Genomic DNA, 24,446 nt, shown 5'->3' with positions numbered 1-24,446 from the left:
GTGGGCTCCTCGGAGTACTGCTTTGCCAGGCCAAACGACTCAATTTTGGGGCAAGACACCTGTGGCCCAAGGCCGGTAGCGCAAGGCAAACACCGCCTCGGCATGGCACCCGCTGCCCAGCTTGGGCTCGGCAGGTTCGGCCCTGAATGGCTGCCCAGGCGCGCTCACCTGGCGGAACGCCTCGCGCACCACGCCTACCCGGCATGGCAAGGCCTGCTCGTAGCTCTGGCGCACCAACGGCGGCAAACGCTCTGTACCGGCGCCATCCTGCCACCACACGGTCAAGCCCAACCCGACCAGTTGATCCAGCCAGCTGGCATTGACGCGCGGCGACAGCTTGCCAGCACTGAATGCACTGATGTGCAACGGTTTGTCCAGCTGGCGGTTGAACGCCTGCAGTTGGCTGTAGAGCGCATCGCGTCGTTCGCCATCACGAAAATGCTGGTCGTCCAGTTCCATGGGCAGGTACCAGCCATCCACCGGCAACTGCCACACCTGACGAAGGTGTTGGTACTGGCTGAGCGAACGGCCCAATTGCGCCTTCCAGTAGCTGTTCAGGCCCTCGCCATCCAGTTGCTCGAGGCGCTGGTAATAGGCCGGGTCCATGTACAGCCCCATAACCAGCTGCAGGCCCTCGGCACGCGCCGTGCGCAGGCTGTTGGCCAGCCAGCCCTGGGCGCCACCGAAATCGCTGTCGCCATAGGCGCTCCATTGCACGATCAGGGTGTTGCCACCTTGGGCAGCGGTGGCATGCCACAGTTGCTGCCATTGGGCGGGGGTGACGCTGGCATCACGGTTCAGCGGTTGGTAGAACAGGCGCTGGTCGGCGGAGGCCTGTAGGCACAGGACCAGCAGGCAATAGGCGATGATCGTACGCATCAGAAAGTCATCTCCGCACCGACCAGCACACCGTTGGCGCGCTCGTAGAGGTTGCCGCCCAGCGATTGCTGGTATTCGGCACGCACTTTCAGCGAGCCGCGGTAGGCGTTGTAGCGGTCGTCGTCGAACCACCATTGCCAGCGCACGCCCACCCCGGCGCGGGCATCCTGGCGCCAGTCGTTGCTTGGGTCCTGGCTGGAAAATTCGACAAAACCGTAAGGCATGAGGGTTTGCGGGGAGCTGCCCGGCAGTTTCCAGGCGTGGCCCTGCTGGAAGCGTGACAGCCAGGCGTGGTCGCCGGCACGGGTCCACCAGGCGGCGTCGAGGTAGAGGAAACGCTCGTTCCAATCGTCCTCATCGACACGCCAGTCGTTGCGCCAGTCACCCTGGTCAAGGAACGAGGCGGTGGCGCGCAGCAGCAAGTCGTTGCTCGATTCGGCGTGGTGACGTAAATCGCCCCAGTTGCCGCCGACCTTGGCCGGGCTCAGCAATTGGCCAAGGCTGAGGCCACGGTAGTGTTCTTCGTCGATCTGGCGCTGGTGGTACAACTCGGCATACAGGTTGAGGTTGGCCTGGCCGAGCGGCTTGTAGCGCAGGCCGACCCCGGTACCCATGCTTTGTGCATAGTCGGTGCGGCTCTGGCCGCCGAACAATACCCGGCCATACACCGACAGGGTGCTGCCGTTGCGGCTGGGCTCCTCGCCCAGAGCGTGGTCCCACATGGCCAGTTGTACGTTCTGCGATTGCGCCCGGCGCGAGCTGCCGCTGCGCTGGCCATTGTCGAGGAACTTGTCGTTGGTGGAGGTGCCGGCTGGTGACCAGGTGCTGGCCAGGGTAATGGTGTCGCGACGTGACAGGCTCTCGTGGGCGCGGCGCTGACGGTACTTGCGGGCTTCGAGGCTACCGTACTCGTCATCAGCGTCGACCAGGTTCTGCTCTACGTCGAGGATGCGCCGCAGTTCGCGGCGTGCCGCAGCGCTGTCTTCATGCTCGTCGTAGCGCAGGGCCAGTGTTTCGCCCAGGCGGTAGTCTTCGGGGAAGTCGTGGGTGGCGCGCTCAAGGTAGGGGATCGACTGAATGCGCTGGGCCTTGTCTGTCGAACCGGCCAGGCGCATGCCGTAATCGGCTCGATAGCGCGGCTGATCGGGGGCCAGGCGCACGGCTTCGGCCAGCCAGGCGGTGCTTTGCGCGCTGTCGCCAGCCAGTTGCGCGGTGCTGGATGCGGCGTAGTAGTGATCGGCGCGTGGGTTGTGCGCCAGCGCCTGGCGCTGGAAGCCCAGCGCGATCTGCGGGTCGCCTTGGCGCTGGGCGATGGCGGCGCCCAGCGCCCAGTCATCGGCGCTGTGGTGTGCGGCGGCGTCCCAGTAGCGGCGGGCTGCACCAGCGTCGCCTGCATTCAGCGCGCCACGGGCGGCGGTGAGGCGGGCGTTGTCGGTCCAGGCGCTGTCCGGCAGGCTGCGCCAGATGGGCAGGGCGGCTTCGGAGTCGCCGGCCGCTTCAAGTGCGTAGGCCAGTGGCAAGCGGTTGCCATTGTCGCCCAGGCGTTCGGCGGCCTGGTAGTAGACCACCGCCTCGCCCGGCTGGTCGGGCATGGCGCAACGCCCAAGGGCGCGGTACTGGCCGGGCTCGCCCGGGGTAGCCGGCACTGCCTGGCGCACGGCATCGCACTGGCCGGCCTCGGCCAGCCGGCCAAGCAACTGGGCGCGGGTATTGGCGTCGACCCGGGGGATCAGGCTGAGCATGCGTCGGCTGTCCAGTGGGCCGTCGTTGCGGGCATACAGGTTGCCCAGGCGCTGCAGCAGCGAGGGGGTGAGGCGGCCCTGGCGACGGTCGTAGGCCTGCTCCAGCAGTTGCCGGGCGCGATCACCGTGGCCCTGTTCGGTCAGCAGGAAGGTGGCTTGCTCCAGCGCGGCGAGGTCGCCGCTCTGCCGGTAGCGTTTCTCCCATTCGGCAGCGGTGCGCGGCTGCGCAGGTTGTGGTGGGTCGCCGTACAGGCGTTGCTTGAGCACCGCGTAGGCCCGCGGGTCGGTACTGGCGGTGCAGCCTTTGAACTGTTCACGGGCCAGATCCGGGTCTTGGTGTGACAACCAGTCGACCGTTTCCAGGCAAGGGCGTTGCAGGTCGTTGCTCAGGCGCTGCACCAGTGCAGCGTCGTCGCCTTCGCGGGCCAACTGCCAAAGTTGCTGGCGCTGTTCGGGGTGCTGCAGTTGCTCGGGCGGTAGCGACTGCAGCCAGCGTTGGGCTTGCTGGTGGTGGCCAACGGCAATGGCGCGGTTGGCCATGGCCAGGCGCGCCTGGTTGGCCGCTGTGGCGGATGGCGCGCTGGGTAACAGCGCATTCAGGCCTTTTTCGTCGACTTTCTGGATATAGGCATTGGCCAGGCGTTGCCAGTCTCCGGCGGGCAACTGGCCTTTGTCGGCCAGCGGCTGCAGCTGTTCGATGGTTTCTTTCCAGTTGCGCAGTTGCTCGGCGAAGTTGGCCCGAGCCAGGCGCAGTACCTGGCCGTCGTTGCCGGGCGGTAGCTGGTTGAGCCAGTCCAGCGCCTTGGCCGCGCCACCAAACTTGGCCAGGCTCAGGCTGTAGGCCTGCCACAGGCGCACCCGCTGGTTGCCGTCGCTGGCGGCCAGCCATTGTTCCACCTGGCTGGCCGCTGGTGGGTCCTGTTCGATCCAGGTCAAGCGTAGCGCCAGCAGGGCGTCGGCATACTCGGGGCTGTCGCCCAGCTGCTCGGCCTGCGCCTGGGCCTCTTTGTAACGGCGTTGGTGGGCCAGGGCCTCGACCAGCAGGGCACGCGCCTCGTCGTTGTTCGGCACCCGCCCCAGCACGTGGCGAGTCAGGCGCTCGACTTCCGCCCAATTGTCTTTCTTGGCCTCGCGGTAGCTGCGGTCCATGAACGGAAAGCTGGTGAACCGCTGAAAGTCGGTCATCGGCGCCGAAGCAGCGGCGGGCAGGGCAGCGCAGAACAGCAACAGTCCAGTGAAAGTCAGGGAAAAGCGCGGCTTCATGCCACCTCCCGGGTCAGGTCAAAGGCGGCCTGCTGTTCGCTGGCCTGTTCGATCAGGGCCTGCTCCAGCACCTGTTCGGTGATGATGCCTCGGGCGATCAGGTGCTCGCCCAGGCTCTGGTGTTCAGGGTCGAAGTCGATCAGCGCCTGGTTGAACAGGGTGACCGGGACCATGCCCCGCACCTGCAGCAGTGTGCCGAGCATGACCTGGTGATGGCTGACCCGCTCCAGCAGCGCTTCGTTGTCCTGATGGCGTTCAAGGACGGCCAGCATGTCGCGGGTTTCTGGCTTCTGCCAGGGGCTTGGGTAGTGGTAGCGCAGGCCCAGCGTGACCCGGCCCTGAGGTGCCAGGCGGGCCTTGACCGGGCGTTTCAGCTGGCGGCTGATAACCCCCAGCGACACCTGGCTGACCGGGCTTTCGCTGGCCAGGATCAGCGTGTCGCCGTCTTCATCCACCGGCAGCACGCCATAATGCGTGGCCAGCTTGCGCGGCAGTTTGGCGATCAACTGCGGGTCGAGCTTGAACGGGTTCAGCGGTGCCCAGGGCAAGTCCAACTGTTCGGCCAGGGTGGCCACCAACTGCTCGCTGTTCAACCAGCCGCGCAGTAGCAGTTCGCGGCCCAGGCGCCGGCGAACCGGGCTGGTGATGGCATGCTGCAGCTGTTCGTCGCTGATCAGGCCCTTGGCCACCAGGCGCTGGCCCAGTGGTATGCGGGCAGGTGCGGCGATAGCGGGGAACTCGTGGGTGGTCTTGTCCCAGGCCACGCGCCGCGAATCGCCCATTTCCATGACCTGGCGCAGGGCCCGCAGGTTGGCGAAAAAATTGACGAAGTTGCTCCACATCATCCGCGGTGCCGACAGCAGGCCCTCGCCGATGCCATAGAAGCGGGTGACGAACCAGGCCCGCTGGAACAGCCGGTTGAACAGCATCAGGCCGTTCAGCCACAGCAGGGTCGACAGCAGCCAGCTGTCGCTTAGGATCGACATGAAACGCCACGAATTCGGCGCGACCACCGTGACCAGCCACATGGCCAGCAATACCAGCAGCAACAGGTTGACCAGAAAGCTCAGCAGGTAGGCGAACAGCCCACGGCGGTCACGCCAGAGGAAATAGTTGAGTGCGCCTTTGCGGCTCCACCCGAGGTTGCTGGTGCCCTGGAACACGATGCCGACAATCCAGCGCGACTTCTGCCGGATGGCATGCTGCCAGTCACGTGGGAAGTGCTCGCGTACGCAGATTACCTGGGAGAACTCGCGGCTCATGCCCGGGCGCCAGTCCTGCTTCAGGGTCAGTGCCGGGTCGGTGATGGAATAGCGGGCGAAAATGCACTTCATGCCTTTTTGCTTCAGGCGAAAACCGATGTCGTAGTCTTCGGTCAGGCTCTGTACGTCGAAGGCGATGCCGTCACCGTCCTCGAGCAGCGCGCTGATGGCGCGGCGGCTGAAGCAGGTGCCGACGCCGGCGCTGGGCACCTGGCCCGTCAGCGCTTCACGCACGATCACGTCCTTGCCGTGGTTTTCGGCGAACTCGTCGACATAGTGGCCGGCAGTAAAGCCCTTCCATTCCGGTGCGTAGGGGTACACCGGGATCTGGATCATGTCCTTGCTTGGCAGCAGGTAGTTGAACAGGCGCAACTCCATGGGCGAGATCACGTCTTCGGCGTCATGCAGGATGAAGCCGGCAAACTCGATGCCCGCGTCCTGCTGGAAGCGCAGCAACGCGTCGATGATGTTGTTCAGGCAGTCGGCCTTGCTGGTGGGACCAGGGCGCGCGCAGACCACCTTGTGCACGTTGGGGTAGTGCAGGCACACCGCGTCGACGTCGGCCTGGGTTTGCGGGTCGTTGGGGTAGGTGCCGACGAAAATCTGGTAATTCTCGTAGTCGATCGTCGAGGCTGCCAGGCGCGCCATCTCACCGACCACGCCTACTTCGTTCCAGGCCGGGACCATGATGGCCAGGGGTTTTTCCGGCACCTCGAACAAGCGCTTTTCATCGGCTTTTTCGAACTTGTCGTAAATGCGAAAACGCCGGATCAGCTTTCGCCCCCAATAGCACAGGTCGATGAAAAGGTCGTCCAGGCCCAACAGGAACATCAGCGAGGCAAGGGTGATTGCCAGAATTTTCAGGCCGAACAGCACATAGGTGAGAAAATCGATGAATGCCAAACTCATGTGGCAGCCACCGGCAGGGTAGAGGGGGCCATCGTCATTCTCCTCGCTCGGTTCCTTCGACGAAGTTGTACGAGATGTCACTGTTTGTACGGGATAGATACAAGCAGCCGAACGCGATGTTGTCCAAATTTCGGGCTTTTTCTTACGGGCTATATCTTGTAGTTTTACAGGTCGTTCATTCAGGGAGTTGGACATGCAAGGCAAGGCCCGCAAGATCGTCCAGGCCATTCTCTACGAGGCCATCGCCGTCGCCTGCGTGGCGCCCGCGCTGGAACTGGCGTTCGGTGCCGGGATGGCGCAGTCGACCGTGTTGTCGGTGCTGATGTCGGGTATCGCGATGAGCTGGAACATGGGCTACAACTGGGTGTTCGAGCGTTGGGAAGCGCGCCAGCACAAGCGGGAGCGCACTTTCTTGCGGCGCCTGTTGCATGCGCTGGGCTTCGAGGGCGGGTTGGTGGTGATTCTGCTGCCGTTGGTGGCGTACTGGCTGGACGTGAGCCTGTGGGCGGCACTGCTGACCAACCTGGCGTTGTTCGTGTTCTTCTTCGTTTACGCCTTCGTCTTCCAGTGGGGCTTCGACAAGGTGTTCGATGTGCCGCTTTCGGCGCAGCAAGCCAAGTGTTGACTTGCGGCCGGGCGGCAGGCTAAGTTCCTATCCCATGAACACATTCCCGTACGTGAACGCCATTATTATTACCGCCATTATCAGCTTGGCGGGCTAGCGCGTACGTGCACCGAACCCGCCCTGGAGGCGGGTTTTTTCTCTCTGACTCCTGGGCAACGTGAAAACAGCCAAGGAGTCATCGATGACCAGCTTCAGTGTCCTTCGTACCACCGTCACCCCCCAGCAACTGCTGTCGGAGCAGGTGCGGCGCATTCTTGCCGCGCCGGTGTACGACCTGGCCATCGAAACGCCCCTGCAGGCCGCGCCTGCCTTGTCCGCCAGCCTGGGTAACCAAGTACTGCTCAAGCGCGAAGACCTGCAGCCTACGTTCTCGTTCAAGATTCGTGGGGCCTACACTCGCCTGTCGCGTCTTACCCCCACGCAGCGCGAGTGCGGGGTGATCACCGCTTCGGCGGGCAACCACGCCCAGGGTGTGGCCCTGGCGGCATCGCACCTGGGCATGAAGGCCACCATCGTCATGCCGACCACCACCCCGTCGTTGAAAGTGGAAGGGGTGCGGTCGCGCGGCGGGCATGTGGTGCTGCACGGCGAGAGCTTCCCCCATGCCCTGGCCCACGCATTGAAACTGGCCGACAGCGAAGGCGCCACCTTCGTACCACCGTTCGATGACCCGGACGTGATTGCCGGGCAGGGCACCGTGGCCATGGAAATCCTCCGTCAGCGCCCAGGTGCCCTGGACGCCATCTTTGTACCGGTGGGCGGAGGCGGCTTGATCGCCGGTATCGCCGCGTATGTGAAGTACCTGCGCCCAGAGGTGAAGGTGATCGGCGTGGAGCCGGAAGACTCCAACTGTCTGCAGGCCGCCATGGCAGCTGGCGAGCGGGTGATCTTGCCGCAGGTTGGCACCTTCGCCGATGGCGTGGCGGTGGCGCAGATCGGTGCCCATTGCTTCGAACTGTGCCGGCACTTCGTCGATGAGGTGGTAACGGTAAGCAGCGACGAACTGTGCGCGGCAATCAAGGACATCTACGATGACACCCGCTCGATCACCGAGCCTTCCGGGGCCCTGGCCGTGGCCGGGATCAAGAAGTACGTGGCGCGCGAAGGCGTGCAGGGGCAGACCCTGGTAGCAATCGACTCCGGGGCCAATGTCAACTTCGATCGTTTGCGCCATGTGGCCGAGCGGGCTGAACTGGGTGAGCAGCGCGAGGCGATCATCGCCGTCACCATCCCGGAACAGCCGGGCAGCTTCCGCGCCTTCTGCCAGGCGCTGGGCAAGCGGCAGATCACCGAATTCAACTACCGCTACTACCCCGGCAAGGAAGCGCGCCTGTTCGTGGGTGTGCAGACCCACCCTGTGCACGACCCGCGCGAGCAGTTGCTGGCCAACTTGCGCGAGCAGGGTTACAACGTGCTGGATTTGACCGACAACGAGCTGGCCAAGCTGCATGTTCGCCATACCGTGGGCGGGCATGCAGCACCGGGCGCGGATGAGCGGGTACTGCGTTTCGAGTTCCCCGAGCGGCCTGGGGCGTTGCTGGGCTTTTTGGAGCGGTTGGGCAAGCGCTGGAATATCAGCCTGTTCCATTACCGTAACCATGGGGCAGCGGAGGCGCGGGTGTTTGCGGCTTTGGAAGTGCCGGTGGATGAGCTGGCGGGGTTGCCATTGGCCCTGGATGAGATGGGGTATCGGTATTGGGATGAGACGGATAACCCGGCGTACACGCTGTTTTTGGGCTAACACGCAATCGTTGAACAATGCAATCTCGTGTAGGAGCGGCCTTGTGTCGCGATGGGCCGCAAAGCGGCCCCTGAATATCATTGCCGCCGCAAAAATCGAGGGGCTGCTTTGCAGCCCGATCGCGACACAAGGCCGCTCCTACAAGGGTTCGTGCAAGGGCGGGTATCAACGCTCGCGCATGAAAAAGCCGGCGACGAACTTGCGGAAAGTTTCCAAACTTTTGAAGTCGGCGTAGCGCTTGAAATTTTCAGCATCCGGCTCGGGCCCGATCGGCTGTTCCAGCAGTGACACCGACAGCACCCGGTCCTGGTCCGAGGTCATCAGCAGCTCATCCATGACCTGCCCGCCAATCACCGGCCTGCGCATCTGCACTTTCACGCCCTTGCTGGCCATCCAGTCGATCAGCGACACCAGCGCCTTGAGCGGCTCGCGTTCTTCATCGCGGTATACCGGGAACAGGTGCGCGCGTGACAGCACGGGCACGCTGGCCACATGAATCAGCTCGTAGTAATGGCTACCGGCGCTGGTCGGCGAGTAGATCATCAGGGCCAGCAACGGCCCGGTGGTACGGCTGCCGCCCCAGTACAGGTGGTGCCCCTGGAAGTCGAAGCCGTCTTCACTGCGGTTGTTGAACAGTTTGCGCCCTTTGATCTGGTCGACGCAGTCCAACAGCAGGCCGTGGCGGCGGTGGTTGCCGAACACCGAGGCTTCGCGCAGGCGGGACTTGAGCATCATCATGTGCTTCATGTCCAGGCGTGTTTCCAGGTAGTTGCTGGCAGGCACCCGTTCCAGCAGCGGGTAGCGGCTGGCCACGCTGCGCAGTTCGGCGAACTGGCCGGTCAGGTCCTTTTTCAGGTGGGTGGCGTAAAGGTTGAGGCCACTGGTTTCGAGCCAGGTCAGCAGCAGTGACAGCAGGCGCTGTTGTTCGCGCCGATCGCTGCCATCGCTGCCTGCACCGGCTGTGCCTGCGCGCAAGTCGCCGATCAGGCGCAAGGGGGTGTCTGGCGGCAGCCAGGCGGCGGGTGGCGCGGGGTCGTTTTCGCGCTCGGCGGCTTCCTGCTCGTCTTTGGTGAACGGGCAGCCGGGCGCGTGCTCGGCGGTGCCTGGGTTGTTCTTGAGGAACAGCGTGCCAGTGTTGCCGTTAAGGGTGACATTGAGCACCGGCAAGGCGTCGTTGCGGCAATCGCAGGCCAGCCACTGGTTGGCATTGCGCACCTTCATCAGCAGCTGGTTGGCTTGCAGCAGGCGCGGGCCGGCGAGGCTGCCGGTGGCAAAGCCGACCAGCAGCTCTTCTTCGGCAGGGGTCAGGCTGCGCACCTGAACGGCGGTTTTGTCGATGATTCGCATGAAGCGGCTCCAAGCTACGAGCCTCAAGCTTCAAGCAAAGTCGCGCCGCTTTCAACTTGCCGCTCAGTTACCGCCGAACATCTTCGCGGCGCGGGCGCGAATCTCGTCGGGTGTCAGGTCCTCTTTGTGAGTGGAGACGAACCAGATGTTGCCGAACGGGTCTTTCAGGGTGCCGCTGCGGTCACCGTAGAACTGGTCGGTCAAGGGGTGCAGTTGGGTGCCGCCAGCGGCCAGGGCCTGGGCATAGACTTTGTCGCAGTCTTCGACATACAGGTGCAGGCCCACGCCTGCGCCGCTGAGCTTCTGGCTGGCGGTGAGGCCGCCTTCCATGTCGCAGGGGTCGCCCAGCATCAGCGACGAATCACCAATCTTCAGCTCGGCATGGCCAACGCGGCCACCTGGGGCATCGAGGCGGAACATTTCAACCGCGCCAAAGGCCTGCTTGTAGAACTCGATGGCCTTGGCGGCGTCGTTGATGGCCAGGTAGGGGGTGATGCTGTGCTGGCCTTCGGGGATGGGTTTGACTGCCATGTTGGACGCTCCTGTGCAAGGGGCGCCGGAGGACGCCCTGTTGCTTAGAGTCGTTTGCACAGATGGAAAATCGACAGTGACGCTAGATCGATTGTCTATAAGCGCGGCCGTCAGAAGATGTAGTCGGTGGTCAGGAAGCTCGACTGGCGGTTGCGGATGATGTCGCTGATCAGTTCCTTGTTGGCCTCCTGGAAGCGCGTGGCGACCAGGGTACGGATCGAGAACACGCGCAAGGCGTCATGCACCGACAGTGTGCCTTCGGCGCTGTTCTTGCGGCCGTTGAACGGGTAGGTGTCCGGGCCACGCTGGCATTGTGCGTTGATGTTGATGCGCCCGACCTGGTTGGCGAAAATGTCGACCAGGCTGCCAATGGTGGCCGGGTCGTTGCCGAACAGGCTCAGTTGCTGGCCGTAGTCGGAGTCCAGCACATAGTCGATCACCGTTTGCAGGTCGCGGTAGGGTACCACCGGCACCAGCGGGCCGAACTGCTCCTCGTGGTACACGCGCATTTGCTGGCTGACCGGGTACAGCAAGGCGGGGTAGAAGAACGAGCCGCGGCTGTGCCCGCCACCTTCGTTGAGCACGCGTGCGCCTTTGGCCGTGGCATCGGCGACCAGGCCATCGAGGTAGTCGACCTTGCCAGGCTCGGGCAGCGGTGTCAGCGCCACGCCAGGCTCCCACGGCATGCCGGGTTTGAGCGCTGCCAGTTTGCGTTGGAACTTGTCGAGGAAGGCGTCGACCACGTCCTCGTGAACGAACAGGATCTTCAGTGCCGTGCAGCGCTGCCCATTGAACGACAGCGCCCCGGTGACGGCCTCTTCGACGGCATTGTCGAGGTCTACCTGGGGCAGCACGATGCCTGGGTTCTTGGCATCCAGGCCCAGTGCGGCGCGCAGGCGGTGGGGGCGTGGGTGCAGCTTCTTCAGGTCGCTGGCGGCCTTGTGGGTGCCAATGAAGGCGAACACATCCACCTTGCCGCTGGCCATCAGCGCGCTCACCGTTTCCCGGCCGCGGCCATAGATGACATTGATCACCCCCGGCGGGAAGCTGTCGCGGAACGCCTCGAGCAGTGGGCGAATCAGCAGCACACCGAACTTGGCCGGCTTGAACACCACGGTGTTGCCCATGATCAGCGCCGGGATCAGCGTGGTGAAGGTTTCGTTCAGTGGGTAGTTGTACGGCCCCATGCACAGTGCGACGCCCAGTGGCGCACGGCGGATCTGGCCGAGGGTGCCCTGTTCCAGTTCGAAGCGGCTGGAGCGGCGGTCAAGGTCCTTGAGGGCGTTGATGGTGTCGACGATGTAGTCGCAGGTGCGGTCGAATTCCTTTTCCGAGTCCTTGAGGTTCTTGCCGATTTCCCACATCAGCAACTTGACCACGGCCTGGCGCTGTTCACGCATGCGTGCGAGGAAGGTTTCGACATGCTGGATACGCTCGGCCACGCGCATGTTCGGCCAGGCACCACGGCCTTTGTCGTAGGCCTGTACGGCGGCGTCGAGGGCGGTGAGCGCGGTGTCGGCATCGAGCAGCGGGGCGCTGCCCAGAATGACCTGATGCTCGGTGTCGCCTTGCTTGAGCCACACCGGGCTGCGCACCGTGGCCAGGGGGCCGTCCCAGCGCCTGAGTTCACCGTTGACCAGGTAGTCGCGTTGTTCCAGGGGGGCTCCCATGCGCCAGGCTTCCGGAATGTTATCGGCGCTGGGGAAGAGTGAATCGAGCAGACGGTCCATGGGTACTGCACCTCACATTACAGGGCGGGTTTCAAGCCAGGTGAATCGCTTCAGCTTCGAGCATGCACCGGCTGCGGAAAAAACACCAGTCTGGCTCACCCGCAGAGCAAATGCCTGCCGATGCGCCGACAGGCACCGCGAACATGACTAAAGCGGCAGATTGAAAAGGTCGCGTGGCGGGTGGGTGAGCCACTCCTCGCGCAGGGCTTGATTCGTATCGATCACTGTCAAACGTCTCCAGAATTCCCTGCGGGCCTGATTCGGCTGCGACAGGAAGGGCTCTTGGTCGAGCAATGGCCGAAGGTCACGGCGAAATTGCAGTGGCAAGCGTTGCCACAATTCGACTTCTGCAGGGCCTGTGTTCTCGAAGAAGTCCAGGTAATCATCTTCGTTTACCATCAGATCGACACCGTGGGCAGTGTTGTAGGCATCGATTTGTGCCAATGCAGTCTGGCCCAGCCACTCGCTTTCAAGGCTCAGGGATTCAGCTACCGGGTGTGGAACATTGAACGCGGCAGGCAGTTGCTGGAACTGGTTGGATGTAAGGTCCAGCACCACAGGTTCACTGATGAGCTGCAGGCCCCGCGGCAATTCGGTGAGCGCACAACCGGACAGGAACACGGTCCTGAGCCCGGAAAGCCGACGCAGGTCGGGTGCCTGAAGCAGGGGGTTGTCAGTCAGATCGAGTATGCCTAGTTGGCTGAACTGGTTTAGCGTTCGTTGAGCCTGGCTATCCCAGGTAATGCGATTGCTGTCCAGGTCCAGCCAGAGTAGATGCTCGGGGCTGGTCAGTTCAGGTAGGCGCTGGAAGCGGCAATTGGTGAGAAACAGGCGCTTGAGGTTGGGGAAACGTTCGTGAAAATCAGCTGGGAGGTGGCTGAGCATCGGGTTGTCGTTAAGTGTGATGTGTTCGATGTGGGTGAATTGATCGGGCAGGTAGAGTGTCGCCAGGTCCTCGTTGCGCAGGTCGAGGCCGGAAAGGTCAAGGCTGAAGAGTCGGCCAGTGCTTCCGAATGGCAGCCAGGAAAGGCGGCGCCAGGCGTTGATGATCGGGCGCACTGCCAGGTGCCGCTGGTGCGGGCTTGATGGGTCGGGCCTTGCCCATTGCTGCAGGTTTTGCCGCAGAGCGCTCAGGTGCTGCTGGAGGTCTCGCAGTCGCTCGGTGGGTGTACGCATGTCATACAGGTCGTGGTCTTCCTGTTCATCGCCCAGCCAGTCGGCGAATTCCGCATCGGTGGCATCGGGGAAAATGCGGCGGTAAGCCGCTGCCAGAGAACCGGCCTGAAGCGGGGGCGCTGGCAACGGCTCCAGGGGGCGGCCGCCGCGTAGCCAGCCTTGTGTCGAGCGCCGCTGCAGAGGCGCTCCCCAGAGTCGCTGCGCCAGCACGGGCCTGTTTCTATCGACCCACGCCAGTACGCGCTGGCGCACTACGCTGCCGTCGCTTCGTGCAATGCCGAGGGCTTCGCGCTGCACGCGTGGCAGCGCCTGCTCCACGGCACGGCACAGATCCTCATCACGCAGCGCGGGCGCCGGGCGCTCTCCCAGATCGGCCTCATAGCCTTCGGCCGTTTTGATCACCCGGCACAGGGTGGTGGCCTGCTCACTGCCGACGTAGTTCAACGTTGGGCCTTGCGGGCTTGCAGCGCGCAACTCAAGGCGTAGGTCAGCAGGCCATTCGGGCAGGGCGTCCAGTGCGCTGAACAGCAGGCGCTCACTGTCAGCGCTGCACTGCGCAGGATGCAACAAGTCTTCCAACGCACGTACCAGCGGCAGCTCGCTGTGTGCCCGTTGGATCTGTTGGCCAATCGCTTTGGGGAGCTCGCCGTGCTCTTGCCAGGTGAGTGATTCAGTATCGTCCAGCCGTGCCAGCAACCGCCTGGCCAAGGCGGGAGACAGGCGTGGGTAGGCCGTAAGCAGCTGCTGCGTTGCGGGGGCGACTGCCGCGTCGCCGTTGTAGAGCTGGTCGAACAGACCCGGCGCTGCGTTTGCACCCATGCCTCGCACTTCGGTCCGTACCGCCATGCGTTGCAGGGTGTCGAGCAATAGCGGCGGGGTTGGCTGGCCTTGCAGGTGCACCTGGCGCAAGCGTTCTGCGTCGATGCCGCAGATGCGTCCGGCCTGCTCCAGTTGTTGGGGTGTGAACGCTGCGAATGGCTCACCCAGGCGCCGCACGAGTGTTGCGAAAGGCCACTGGGCGGGCTGTTCATGCTGGCCGCGCCAGGCACCTTGCCCGTTGTGTTCCAGCGGGGGCTGCCAGGCATCCGGTGTGTCCGGGTGAATGATGCGCCATTGCTGCAGCGTGTTGTCGAAGTGCTGCTGGAAAAGATGGCCGTCCAGGCGGATGAATTGCTGGCCCTCGTGCAGGTACTGGCCTTGCGCATTGGGTTGCAGATGCTCTGGCAGCTCGATGCTACTGCGGTAAGGGGTCAGGTCCTGATTCCAGAGCTTGTAGCCCCCGTTGTTGTCGGGCACTTCCTGGAGGTTTTCCAGCAGCGGGCTGCCGAACAGTTTGGGGACCACGCGGCCTGCCACGGCAAGGCCGCCTATGAGGCCCAGGTTCAGGCCGACGGCTTCCAGATGGCGCAGGGCAAGGTGGCGGTCGCCTTCCTCCCAAGCCTCGTAGCCTTCGAATACCTCGCCCAGCAACTGGCAAGCGGTGACGGCCAGCATCAAGGGGCCTGCCCCTGGTATGAAGAAGCCGGCAACGTTCAGTGCATCCCAGCCAAGGCTTTCCCATTCTTCCAGGCGTTTGGTTCGAGCGTTGGCATCGGCCGTTGCGGTCGGTACCGCAAGCTGGCTGGCTTCATGCTTGAGGCGGGCCAGGTGCTGGTCCTGGTAGTAGCCGAACGGCTCTGCCGCGATTACCTGGCGCGTCGGGCGCAAGTCCACGTGCGCTGCACGCAACCAGGGGCGGTCGAAGGCAGCGTTGCCGGAGGCGTCGAGGTTCTGTTGCAGCAGGTCGAGAAAGTGCGCGCGCTCATCCAGCCTGATGTAGGCGGTAAATGCCTGGCGCGCTGCGGGCTCCAGCAACAACGTCGCCAACGCTTCATGCACCGCTTCAAGGTCATGGCACTGGCGCAGCGCTGGGTCATGGCCAGGCAAGAACAGCGCAAGCCCCGCGCTGCCGACATCGATCAGCATCACTTCGTGCAGGATGCTGCCGAACAGCGCCAGCTGCCAGCACGTCACGTTGTCACCTTGCAACAGTCGCTCTATTTCGTCACGAGCGTTGCCGCCAAGCAGGTGTCGCAGGTAGGCCAGGTCGGCCGCCAGCCGCAGGCTGTCTTGTTGCACGTGCATGGCTTGCGCGCGAACGCCGGGTTGCCCTAAATGGTGTGTCAGATGGGCCTGGTAGGTGCCACCCAAGTCCAGTTCTCGACACAGTGTGGCGAAGGCTTCGGGACTAAGCGGCAAACGATCTACCTGGTAGTGTTCCGACTTCAGTGGAAACTGCGCAGTCGGCACCTGCATGCCAAGGGGAGCGTACCCTTGAACCTGAATTGCCGTGACATGGATGTTGTCCTTCAGCGCAATCGCGCTCTGGGAGGTAAATACTTCGTCATCGGCAAAGTTCTGCAGGGCCGCTTGTAACAAATTGTCGCGACGATGGCTGTAGAGATAGCGTAAGCCGACCCAGTGCCAGTTGCTTTCAACCCGCAGCAACTGGCTGTTGCGCAGTGGCGCGTGAAAACCATGTGCCGCAAGGTGGCCTTGCAGCAAGGGTTCGGCGAATTCGGTGATCTGTGCGAGGCCCTTGAGTGAGCGGGCCAAGGCGGCTTGTGAGCGAACCAGGCGTGCCTGGCTGGCGTGCGCTGCCTGGCGCAGGTCTGGGGCGGCATTGGCGAACCAATCCTGCTCTTGCCACGCATTAGCCTGGGTTTGCTGCAACGCGGCCCACTGTTTGGGTGTTGCCCGGTGGGCCCAATGGGGTAGCTGCGCCTTCAGCAGAGCTTGATGCGGGATGTAATCAGGCATGGTGATGCTCCTTTTATGCAAAGAAGGCATCAAACGCTAATTATCAATAGCCAAGTGGTAACGGAGTATCGTGCTTATCGGCACGCTTATAGCAAAGTTTCGCTGATGGAGGCTTTTAGAGCAGAAAATTTGACGCCATGAAACTTGATCTAAAGTCAGCGAAGAGCCGCTTGCCAAAGCCTTTCGGGGCATCTTAAATTGTTACTGAATGTGATAATAAAGTTGTAGGGCAAACTATAAAAATCAAAGCGTTAAGTGTTTTTGCTGCATTTTTCTCTCTTTACGCATGGCCATAGAGCACTTCAAAGGACGTCGAAGAAGAAATGAAAGAGACCTTGACAGCTGTGGCGCGAAAGCTCCTGTCGCCCTCCACGCGCTACGAAATGAGGCTGCTGGCCAGCAAAACGCGAGAAATGATGGCGCGTGCCTGTTTCTGGCGGTGGGAGGTTGCCAGGTTTCGGCCGCAGCAGGAGAGCCCGTACGAAATCCTCTACATCGGCCGCAAGCAGCAACGGGAAATGGCCAAGCTGCTGATCGGCGGCAAAGGCCAGGGCAGCGCATCGATCGTGGAGGGTGCAAATGCCACGGCGGCTGCCAACCATGTGGTGGTCATCAGCGAAATGCCGACCTCGGGGGCGCTGTCCGTGCCGCATTACCTGAGCGCCGTGGTGCCGCTGGGGCGACCACTGGATGACATCACGGCCCGCTACGACAGCGAACTGCGCCGCAGCATTCGCAAGAACCGGCCGCTGTATCACATGCGCCAAGCCCTCTCGGACGACGAAATCAGCATGGCCGACCGGGACCTGCTGCGCCCTTATGCCACGGCCAGGCAAGGCATCCACGCCGCGCAGTTCCCTACCGAAGAGGTGTTCCGAATTGCCAAGAGCGTCGGCCGGCTCGACTTGATCATGCTGGGCGATGAAGTGATCGGCTGCCACCTGGGGTGTGAAGTGGTACGCGGCGGCAAGCGTTACTGGAGCACCTTGCGCTTTGGCTATTGCGAGGCGGTGTTTTCCGATGCGAAGAAACTGCGCGAGGTGAATTCGATCACCACCTTCATGGCGCTTGAATGGGCACTGGAGCAGGGCTTCGATTACTACGACATCGGCCTGTGCCTGGCACGCCCGGACGACGGCCTGTTGAAATGGAAGCGCCGCCGGGGTGGTGATATCGACTCACTGGGTAACCATGCGTACCTGTTTGTCCGCCTGCCAAAGACCGGCACGGCGAAGTTCTTGTGGGACACGCCGATGTTCGCCGTCGAAGGCGACAAGCTCACGTTGCATCTGGGGTTGCCGGATGGGCCTAGCGATGAGGAAGTTGCCAGCCGTTACCACGAAATGGTGTTTGGCGGCCTGCACAAGATTTATCTGTACGGTGGCAACGGTGCAGGTGAGCCGTTCGTGGAAACGTTGCGCAGCCGTTACGCAAGCCAGCAGTCACCGCCCACCATGGAAAGGGTCACATGCAACTGAGTGGCTGCCAGGGAGGCATTGATAGGGCGCCTTGCGCCAGGCTTCAGACTTCGTCATCAAAGGAGGACGCTTCATGGGAGGCGATATCTCGCAGTTCAGTGCATCGCCCGCAGCCAAGCATCACACCTGGACCTTGGCCGCCTATCGCTACATGGCGCGCAAACGCTTGGGCAAGAACACGGCCATCGACCTTAAAAGCATCGCCACCAAGAGCTGGGACATAGCCCCTGGCGAAGCCACGGTTTCGCCGCCAGCCATTTTTCTGCCCGGCCAGCTGGAACGGGTGACAGGCTGGGAAGGCAAGCGCTTCTACCCCTACGTGCACCCGGCACGCACCATGGAAGGCGGCGTCAATACGCTGCAAGGGCCAACCCGCGGCTACCTGATCAAGGATGTGTGGCTAATCGACGGGGCGTTGTACAAGGGCAAGGCCAGCCATTGGTTGTCACTGAAGCCAAGCACCTTCCCGACCATCATCGTCGACAATGAGATCGACCGCGCGGCTATCTACTGCACGCAAAACGGCAACTCGTGGTTCGGCACCTGGCTGATGGAAGATTGCCCGACCTATGCGCTGGCTTGTAACGAAGGTATCCCGGTGACCACCGCACCTTCTGCCCGGTTTCCACTGTTTACTCAGGCACCGGCCTATGAGGAGTTGCTGGGTATGAAACCGCTGCGTTTGCGCAGTGCGTTCTTCCGTGAGCTGGTGCTGTTCGATGACCAGAGCAACAACCGCAGCCGGCATGCCCGCTATCGTGCGATGGGCGACAAGCTGCTTTCGCATGTGCCGCATGCACAGCATCCTGGGGTGTTCCTGCTGCGCGGTGGCGATGGTGACCTGCGCCTCTTGCGCAACGAGCTTGAGCTTGCCGAGCACTTGCGCGTTACCCGTGGTTTTCGCATCGTCAACCCGCTGAAGTCCGATCTGCCGAGTATTGTCGCGGCCTGCGCCGGTGCTCAAGTGGTGATCGGGGTAGAGGGCAGCCAGTTGGTGCATGGGGTGAATGTGCTGCAGACAGGCGGTTGCCTGCTGACCTTGCAGCCGCCTAACCGCTTTGTCAGTTACTACAAGTACCTGACGGATCGTGACCACCAGCATTTCGGTTTCGTGGTCGGCATACCCGAAGGTGACGGTTTTCGGATCGATATCGGCGAGGTAGAGCGCACACTGGACCTGTTCCCACGCTAAGTGTGTAGTATTCGGGCACATGGCTGCGGCGGGCGAGGCGAAGGATGATCGAGGTATCACGGTTCTGGCGCGACCCGGCGCTGCCGTTCGTCGAAGCCCGAAGGGTAGGGGACGGGCGCAAGGTGTGTTACGCCGCGCACGCCCACGAAAGCTTCTCCATCGGGGTGATCACGGGTGGGCGCAGCACCTACCTTAACGCCGGTCAGGGTGTCGAGGTGACGGCGGGGACCACGGTGCTGATGAACCCGGGTGTGGTGCATACCTGCAACCCTGTTGCCGGGGAGCCGTGGTCCTACCTGATGCTGTTCGTCGACCAGCCTTGGTTGCAGGCCTTGGGGTTTGCCTTGCCGGCGCAGACCTGGAGCCGTTCGCCGCTGTTGTACCAGCGGCTTTTGCAAACCTTCGCCGACCTGTTCGATACCCGTCTGCCAGATCGCGAAGCGCGCCTGGCGGCTTTTTTCAGCGGATTGCCGGAATTACTGGGTGGCAGTGCCCCTGTGAGTGACGAGGGCAACCCTCGACTGCAAGCGGCGGCAGCATTCATACGCGCCCACCGCAGTGACGCGTTGAGCCTCGAGGACATCTGCGCGGCCTGCGGCCTGTCACGCTCCTACCTGATTCGTGCGTTCCGCCAACATTTCGGCCTGACCCCGCATGGCTATCTGCTCGACCAGCGCGTGCAGCTGGCCAGGGCGCGGCTGCGGCAAGGCCGGGCGATTGCCGAAGTGGCACAGGAGGCCGGGTTTGCCGACCAGGCGCATTTGCAGCGGGCATTCAAGCAGCAACTGGCGGCGACACCAGGGCATTATCGCAATGCGCTTGGCTGAATGATCAGGTAAACCGCACTGGCAATCAGCAACACGGCCAACCCTCGGTTCAGCAGGCGCATATGCCGTGGATTGCCCAGATACCGCCGGATCACGCTCCCGGCCCACGCCCAGCAGGCCACCGAGATGAAACAGATTGGCCCATAGATCCAGGCGAACAGCCACAGCAGGTGCTGTTCACCGCCGGTGTAGGCGCCCACGCCGGCGACTGCTGCCAACCAGGCTTTGGGGTTGAGCCACTGCATTACCGCGCCCTGCCAGGCTGAAGGGGCCATGGTCGGGTGTTCGCTGCCCAGGTTGCCATCGTCACTGGCCAGTTTCCACGCCATGTACAGCAGAAATGCCACACCGCTCCAGTGCAACAGCAGGCCCAGCAAAGGCCAGCGCAACATCAGCTGATGCACGCCCAGCCCGACCAGCACCAGCAGCAGGCAAAAGCCCAGCGTGGCGCCGGCCACATGTGCCAGGCTGGCGCGCAGGCCGTGGCGGGCACCGCTGCCCAGTGCGACGATGTTGACCGGGCCGGGGGAAATCGAGGCCGCCAAGGCGAAGGCGGCCATTGACAAGGACAGGCTCATGAGGGAAATCCGAATGGCTGAAGGAGGGCTTCATCCTCGGGCATCCGCTTGCAGAGGTATTGAACAAAAGTACCCTCTCCACAACTGGAAGCGTGCAGTGCAGAGGTGTTACAGGTTTTGTAATAGTTTTGCGCTACTAGAGAAACCTGCTGTGCTTGTAGCATCATCCTCCCAATTTGTTATCAAGGTCTATATGAGCACCTTCGCGGAGCCCCCCAGTTTTCGGCCGTTTCGGCCATCCTTTCCCTGTCCTTGTGACGCCTTCCTCGTGAGTACCCGCTAATGGAATGGCTAGCCGACCCAACGGCCTGGCTAGGCCTGTTGACGCTTATCGTCCTTGAGCTGGTGCTGGGTATCGACAACCTGGTGTTCATCGCCATCCTCGCCGACAAGTTGCCGCCTCACCAGCGTGATCGCGCACGGGTCATTGGCCTTGGCCTGGCGTTGATCATGCGTCTGGGCCTGTTGGCCAGTATTTCGTGGATGGTCACACTTACCGCGCCGCTGATCGACGTATTCGGCAAGAGCTTCTCTGGCCGTGACCTGATCATGCTGTTCGGTGGTGTATTCCTGCTGTTCAAGGCCACCATGGAGCTGCATGAACGCCTGGAGGGCCACGTGACACAGGCCAGTGGCACATTGCGCCATGCCGCGTTCTGGCCGATCGTCGCCCAGATCGTGGTACTGGACGCAGTGTTCTCGCTGGACGCCGTGATCACGGCGGTGGGCATGGTCGATGAGCTGTCGGTGATGATGATCGCGGTGATCTTCTCGATCGGTATCATGATCGTTGCCAGCAAGCCGCTGACCCGTTTCGTCAACGCCCACCCCACGGTAATCATGCTGTGCCTGGGCTTCCTGATGATGATCGGTTTCAGCCTCACTGCAGAAGGCCTGGGCTTCCATATCCCGAAAGGCTACCTGTATGCGGCGATTGGCTTCTCGATCCTGATCGAGCTGTTCAACCAGCTGGCCCGTGCCCGCCGCAAGCGCAGCTTGCAGCAGCATCGACCGCTACGCGAACGTACTGCCCATGCGGTGCTGCGCCTGCTGGGCGGCCGCCGGATCGAAGCTGACGAGGTGGGTGAGGAAATCGCCGATCTGGTCGAAGGTGGCGAGGAACAGGTGCTGTTCGACCGCCGAGAGCGGGTAATGATCAGTGGTGTGCTGAACCTGGCAGAGCGGCCGATCCGTACGGTGATGACCGCGCGTGCCGAGGTCGATGTGATCGACCTGGCACAGCCGGCCGAGGCCATTACCCAGGCCTTGGTCAACTCGCCGTACTCGCGCCTGCCGTTGATCCGCGATGGCCGTGTGGACGAACCCTTGGGTTTTGTGCACAAGAAGGAATTGCTCAAAGAGCTACTGTCGGGCGACCAACCCGATCTGGAAAGCATGGCCCGGGCGCCGTTGAACCTGCTGGAGAGTTTCAGCATCCTCAATGCCCTGGAGCAGATGCGTGGCCAGTCGACCCACATCGCATTCGTGGTCAACGAGTTCGGCGACTTTACCGGCCTGCTGACCATGACCGACATCCTTGAGTCGATTGCCGGTGAATTGCCGGATGCGAGCGAGGTAGAAGGCCCCGGCATCGTTCAGGAGGGTGAAGCCTTTGTGGTCAGTGGTGCACTGAACTTGAGCCAGGTGCAGGCCCGTACAGGCTTCAGTGCCCGTGCTACCGAAGATTACCAGACCCTCGCGGGCCTGGTGATGAGCTTGCTCGACCGCCTGCCGATGGTGGGTGATCAGTTGGCCTGGAACGGCTGGATGCTGACCGTGGAGGCGGTTGAAGAGCGGCGGGTGCGCCAGGTTCGGCTTACACCGAACGGCGGCGCTGACGCAACAGGTGCTTGAAGCCTTCGAGCACCAGCACCAGCACTGCGGCCCAGATTGGCAGGTAGGTCAACCACTGATCCGGGCCGATGGTTTCGCCTAGCAGTAATGCCACCCCCACCAGCAGCACGGGTTCGACGTAGCTGAGCAGGCCGAACAGGCTGAATGGCAACATGCGGCTGGCCAGTACGTAAGCGATCAGGGCCGAGGCGCTGATCGCCCCAAGGATCGGGATCAGCGCATACAGCCCAGGGTGTGCTTGCAGGTCGGCATTGGATAGCGGGCCCTGGATAACGAAGTACAGGGCCCACGGCAGCAGCAGGCACATGTCGCACCACAGGCCACCCAGGTGGTCGGTGCGGCAACGCCGGCGCAGCACGAAGTAGATCGGGTAACCGATCGTCACCAACAGGGTTTCCCAGGCAAAGCTGCCATTTTGGTACAGCTCGTGGCCCACGCCCAGCGCGGCGCAAGCCACCGCCACCTTCTGCAGGCGCGACAGGCGCTCGCCATACACCAGTCGCCCGGTCAGGACCATGGCCAGCGGGAGCAAGAAGTAGCCCATCGACACTTCCAGGCTACGCCCGTGCAGGGGCGCCCAGAGAAACAGCCACAGCTGCACGCCCATCAGCCACGAAGTACCGACCATGCCGAGCAACAGCACCGGCGTGCGCTTTACCCGGCCCAACAGCTCGCCGACCCGTTTCCAGTCCTTCGAGACAAGCATGAACAAGGTGAGGCAGGGCAGCGTCAACAGGGTGCGCCAGCCAAAGATTTCTTCGCCATCGAGTGGCTTGAGCAGCGAGGTATAGAAGTACATCACGGCGAACAGACAAGACGCCATGACCGATGAAACAATGCCTTTTGACACGAATGCCTCGAATACGGGAGTTGAGCGAGTGAATCAGCCGCGCATGATCTCAGGGGCAGCGCCTTGCGGCAACTGCGCAGCGCCCGGGCGTGTGGCCAGGGCTTCAAGGAACTGGGCAGCTGGCATGGGCCTGGCGAACAGGTAACCTTGCTGGAAGTCCACCCCATGCTCGGCCAGGTAGTCGCGCTGAATGTCGGTTTCGACACCCTCGGCTACGATGCCCAGGCCCAGCTTGGCCGACAGCTCGATGATGCTTTCGAGAATGTGCACCGACAGCGCATCGGCACCTATCATGGCGACGAAACTCTGGTCGATCTTCAGGTAGTCGACCTTGAATTGCCGGAGGTAGTTGAGGCTCGACTGGCCGGTGCCGAAGTCGTCGAGGGCAATCATTACGCCCATGGCATGCAGTTTTTCGAACAGTTCGAGGGCCACGGGCGTGGGTTCGATCAGTTTGCGCTCGGTCAGCTCCAGGGTGAGTACCACCCGGCCGGGCGGAAAGTGTTGCAGGAACGTACGGCAGTCATCCAGCAACCTGAGATCGCGGCAATGGTCCGCGGTGATGTTGATACCAACATGAAAGCCGTCCTCCATCAGCCCGGCATAAGGTGCCAGGCTTTGCGCGGTATGCGTCATCAGCGCCCGGGTCATGGCGACAATCTGCCCGCTGTGTTCTGCATATGGGATGAACAGGTCAGGGCGAACCAGGCCTTCTCGTGGATGATTCCAGCGCATCAGCACTTCGGCGCCGGCCCAGCGGTAATCGCCTTTGCGTACCACCGGCTGGAAGTACGGCAGAAACTCATCGGCCTGCAGGGCGCGATCCAGTTCGGCACGGGGGGAGGTGACGCGACGAATCTGCCAGCGGCATGCCAGCGCCGCCACAACCCCCAGCACCAGCAGCAGGCTGAGCAGGGCCGGGTAGTGGCTGCGTAACAGTTGGCCTTGCTTGTTGGCGCTGTAGCCGCCCTGCACGCTAAACGGGTATCGCGTGGAGCCTAGCAACACGTTGGCGCTGGAGGCGGCAGGTGGTACGCCTTTGTGCACCACTCCGTCTTTGCCCATCCAGGCGTCGCCGACGCGGATTTGCAGTTCTTCATCGGGGCCGATCAGGCGCAATGCCGTCAGCAGGTGGTCGCCATCCACCGTGGTGATTGCACCGTGGTCACCATCGCTGGCACGGTATACCAGTAGCGGGTGGCCAGGCGTAACCGAATTGCCGTCCATCAGCCATAGCTTGCCGTCTACGTAGTCGGCTGCATTGACCGGTTCCTGGAACTCGCCGAACAACGAGGTGCAATAAAGGTTGTTGTGCCTGAACAGGTTGGTCGAGCGCACGAAGGCATTGCGGGTAACCTGGGCCCGCAACGTGAGCTGGGCTTGATCGCAAGCGCTGCCAGCCAGGGGCAGCAGCGCATTGGCAGCAGCGGACAGGTTGTCGAGGATGCGCTCGACGTGCTCCACCGCCTGCCGGGTGGTGGCCTGGCTACTGGCTTGCATTTCGCGCTCGATCTGCCAGTTCATCACGCCCAGGCCGCACATTACCGGCAGTACGCCGACGACCCAGGGCAACAGGGTACGCCAGCTGAGCGCGGCGCGGCGTTTGGTGGTGAGGGGCATGCTGACCTGACTACTATGAGGGATAAACGAGAGGATAGCCGTT

16 protein-coding genes are annotated in these 24,446 nt (G+C 62.6%); 6 read left to right on the top strand and 10 right to left on the bottom strand.

Features of this window, described 5'->3' with window-relative positions:
* Positions 1-39: 39 nt before the first annotated feature.
* From APH42_RS13440 to nrfB, 3 genes are read right to left on the bottom strand one after another with little or no spacing between them, the layout of a single operon-like run.
* A complete protein-coding gene (locus APH42_RS13440; protein WP_060493486.1) occupies positions 40-879 on the bottom strand; it encodes a DUF4434 family protein in 840 nt (279 codons plus the stop codon).
* A complete protein-coding gene (locus APH42_RS13435) occupies positions 879-3,884 on the bottom strand; it encodes a phage receptor (RefSeq protein WP_060493485.1) in 3,006 nt (1,001 codons plus the stop codon). Before APH42_RS13435 ends, APH42_RS13440 begins: the two co-directional genes overlap by 1 nt.
* Positions 3,881-6,055 (bottom strand): cyclic di-3',5'-guanylate-activated glycosyltransferase NrfB, encoded by a 2,175-nt coding sequence (gene nrfB / locus APH42_RS13430; protein ID WP_060493484.1) that lies wholly within the window; start codon positions 6,053-6,055, stop codon positions 3,881-3,883. Before nrfB ends, APH42_RS13435 begins: the two co-directional genes overlap by 4 nt.
* 193 nt (positions 6,056-6,248) lie before the next feature.
* On the opposite strand from nrfB, the gene APH42_RS13425 reads away from it, so the two are divergent.
* Complete coding sequence (locus tag APH42_RS13425; RefSeq protein WP_003253887.1) at positions 6,249-6,680, top strand: PACE efflux transporter; 432 nt, start codon at positions 6,249-6,251, stop codon at positions 6,678-6,680.
* A gap of 181 nt (positions 6,681-6,861) precedes the next feature.
* Positions 6,862-8,421 (top strand): threonine ammonia-lyase, biosynthetic, encoded by a 1,560-nt coding sequence (gene ilvA, locus APH42_RS13420; protein WP_081337009.1) that lies wholly within the window; start codon positions 6,862-6,864, stop codon positions 8,419-8,421.
* A 165-nt stretch (positions 8,422-8,586) separates the two neighbouring features.
* Here ilvA and APH42_RS13415 read toward each other — a convergent pair whose 3' ends face one another.
* The 4 genes from APH42_RS13415 to APH42_RS13400 all read right to left on the bottom strand — a co-directional run bounded on the left by APH42_RS13415 (position 8,587) and on the right by APH42_RS13400 (position 16,004).
* A complete protein-coding gene (locus APH42_RS13415) occupies positions 8,587-9,768 on the bottom strand; it encodes a hypothetical protein (protein WP_012272132.1) in 1,182 nt (393 codons plus the stop codon).
* Positions 9,769-9,831: 63 nt separating this feature from the next.
* Complete coding sequence (locus APH42_RS13410; protein ID WP_012272133.1) at positions 9,832-10,299, bottom strand: VOC family protein; 468 nt, start codon at positions 10,297-10,299, stop codon at positions 9,832-9,834.
* A gap of 110 nt (positions 10,300-10,409) precedes the next feature.
* Positions 10,410-12,029 (bottom strand): NADP-dependent glyceraldehyde-3-phosphate dehydrogenase, encoded by a 1,620-nt coding sequence (locus APH42_RS13405; protein WP_060493483.1) that lies wholly within the window; start codon positions 12,027-12,029, stop codon positions 10,410-10,412.
* Between the two features lie 147 nt (positions 12,030-12,176).
* Positions 12,177-16,004 (bottom strand): dermonecrotic toxin domain-containing protein, encoded by a 3,828-nt coding sequence (locus tag APH42_RS13400; RefSeq protein WP_060493482.1) that lies wholly within the window; start codon positions 16,002-16,004, stop codon positions 12,177-12,179.
* Positions 16,005-16,327: 323 nt separating this feature from the next.
* On the opposite strand from APH42_RS13400, the gene APH42_RS13395 reads away from it, so the two are divergent.
* The 3 genes from APH42_RS13395 to APH42_RS13385 all read left to right on the top strand — a co-directional run bounded on the left by APH42_RS13395 (position 16,328) and on the right by APH42_RS13385 (position 19,501).
* Positions 16,328-17,482 (top strand): hypothetical protein, encoded by a 1,155-nt coding sequence (locus APH42_RS13395; RefSeq protein WP_060493481.1) that lies wholly within the window; start codon positions 16,328-16,330, stop codon positions 17,480-17,482.
* Positions 17,483-17,555: 73 nt separating this feature from the next.
* Positions 17,556-18,674 (top strand): glycosyltransferase 61 family protein, encoded by a 1,119-nt coding sequence (locus tag APH42_RS13390; RefSeq protein ID WP_060493480.1) that lies wholly within the window; start codon positions 17,556-17,558, stop codon positions 18,672-18,674.
* Between the two features lie 44 nt (positions 18,675-18,718).
* The gene (locus APH42_RS13385) at positions 18,719-19,501 is read left to right on the top strand and encodes an AraC family transcriptional regulator (protein WP_060493479.1); all 783 of its coding nucleotides are present in this window, start codon (positions 18,719-18,721) and stop codon (positions 19,499-19,501) included.
* On the opposite strand, the gene APH42_RS13380 is transcribed toward APH42_RS13385, so the two are convergent.
* The gene (locus APH42_RS13380; protein ID WP_012272139.1) at positions 19,480-20,079 is read right to left on the bottom strand and encodes a LysE family translocator; all 600 of its coding nucleotides are present in this window, start codon (positions 20,077-20,079) and stop codon (positions 19,480-19,482) included. The two genes, APH42_RS13385 and APH42_RS13380, sit on opposite strands and share 22 nt — an antisense overlap.
* A gap of 282 nt (positions 20,080-20,361) precedes the next feature.
* Between APH42_RS13380 and APH42_RS13375 the strand changes: the two genes are divergently transcribed.
* A complete protein-coding gene (locus APH42_RS13375) occupies positions 20,362-21,933 on the top strand; it encodes a TerC family protein (RefSeq protein WP_012272140.1) in 1,572 nt (523 codons plus the stop codon).
* Here APH42_RS13375 and rarD read toward each other — a convergent pair.
* Entirely contained in the window at positions 21,896-22,783 is an 888-nt protein-coding gene (gene rarD, locus APH42_RS13370; RefSeq protein WP_041166484.1) for an EamA family transporter RarD, read from the bottom strand. The genes APH42_RS13375 and rarD overlap by 38 nt on opposite strands.
* Before the next feature lie 33 nt (positions 22,784-22,816).
* Positions 22,817-24,403, bottom strand: coding sequence for a cyclic diguanylate phosphodiesterase (locus tag APH42_RS13365; protein ID WP_060493478.1), 1,587 nt, complete (start codon positions 24,401-24,403; stop codon positions 22,817-22,819).
* Between the last annotated feature and the right edge of the window lie 43 nt (positions 24,404-24,446).

The organism is Pseudomonas sp. NBRC 111140 (assembly GCF_001320885.1).
In the GTDB taxonomy this organism is placed as follows: Bacteria; Pseudomonadota; Gammaproteobacteria; order Pseudomonadales; family Pseudomonadaceae; genus Aquipseudomonas; species Aquipseudomonas putida_P.
Note: the sequence above shows the minus strand (reverse complement) of the source record. Positions and strands in the feature narration are given on the sequence as shown.

What these genes read in the sequence shown, in the direction of transcription:
- APH42_RS13365 (WP_060493478.1), bottom strand. Translation starts at nt 24,403, where the DNA reads ATGCCCCTCACCACCAAACGCCGCGCCGCGCTCAGCTGGCGTACCCTG.
- APH42_RS13410 (WP_012272133.1), bottom strand. Translation starts at nt 10,299, where the DNA reads ATGGCAGTCAAACCCATCCCCGAAGGCCAGCACAGCATCACCCCCTAC.
- APH42_RS13425 (WP_003253887.1), top strand. Translation starts at nt 6,249, where the DNA reads ATGCAAGGCAAGGCCCGCAAGATCGTCCAGGCCATTCTCTACGAGGCC.
- nrfB (WP_060493484.1), bottom strand. Translation starts at nt 6,055, where the DNA reads ATGAGTTTGGCATTCATCGATTTTCTCACCTATGTGCTGTTCGGCCTG.
- APH42_RS13405 (WP_060493483.1), bottom strand. Translation starts at nt 12,029, where the DNA reads ATGGACCGTCTGCTCGATTCACTCTTCCCCAGCGCCGATAACATTCCG.
- APH42_RS13440 (WP_060493486.1), bottom strand. Translation starts at nt 879, where the DNA reads ATGCGTACGATCATCGCCTATTGCCTGCTGGTCCTGTGCCTACAGGCC.
- ilvA (WP_081337009.1), top strand. Translation starts at nt 6,862, where the DNA reads ATGACCAGCTTCAGTGTCCTTCGTACCACCGTCACCCCCCAGCAACTG.
- APH42_RS13385 (WP_060493479.1), top strand. Translation starts at nt 18,719, where the DNA reads ATGATCGAGGTATCACGGTTCTGGCGCGACCCGGCGCTGCCGTTCGTC.
- APH42_RS13400 (WP_060493482.1), bottom strand. Translation starts at nt 16,004, where the DNA reads ATGCCTGATTACATCCCGCATCAAGCTCTGCTGAAGGCGCAGCTACCC.
- APH42_RS13395 (WP_060493481.1), top strand. Translation starts at nt 16,328, where the DNA reads ATGAAAGAGACCTTGACAGCTGTGGCGCGAAAGCTCCTGTCGCCCTCC.
- APH42_RS13375 (WP_012272140.1), top strand. Translation starts at nt 20,362, where the DNA reads ATGGAATGGCTAGCCGACCCAACGGCCTGGCTAGGCCTGTTGACGCTT.
- APH42_RS13435 (WP_060493485.1), bottom strand. Translation starts at nt 3,884, where the DNA reads ATGAAGCCGCGCTTTTCCCTGACTTTCACTGGACTGTTGCTGTTCTGC.
- APH42_RS13415 (WP_012272132.1), bottom strand. Translation starts at nt 9,768, where the DNA reads ATGCGAATCATCGACAAAACCGCCGTTCAGGTGCGCAGCCTGACCCCT.
- APH42_RS13390 (WP_060493480.1), top strand. Translation starts at nt 17,556, where the DNA reads ATGGGAGGCGATATCTCGCAGTTCAGTGCATCGCCCGCAGCCAAGCAT.
- APH42_RS13380 (WP_012272139.1), bottom strand. Translation starts at nt 20,079, where the DNA reads ATGAGCCTGTCCTTGTCAATGGCCGCCTTCGCCTTGGCGGCCTCGATT.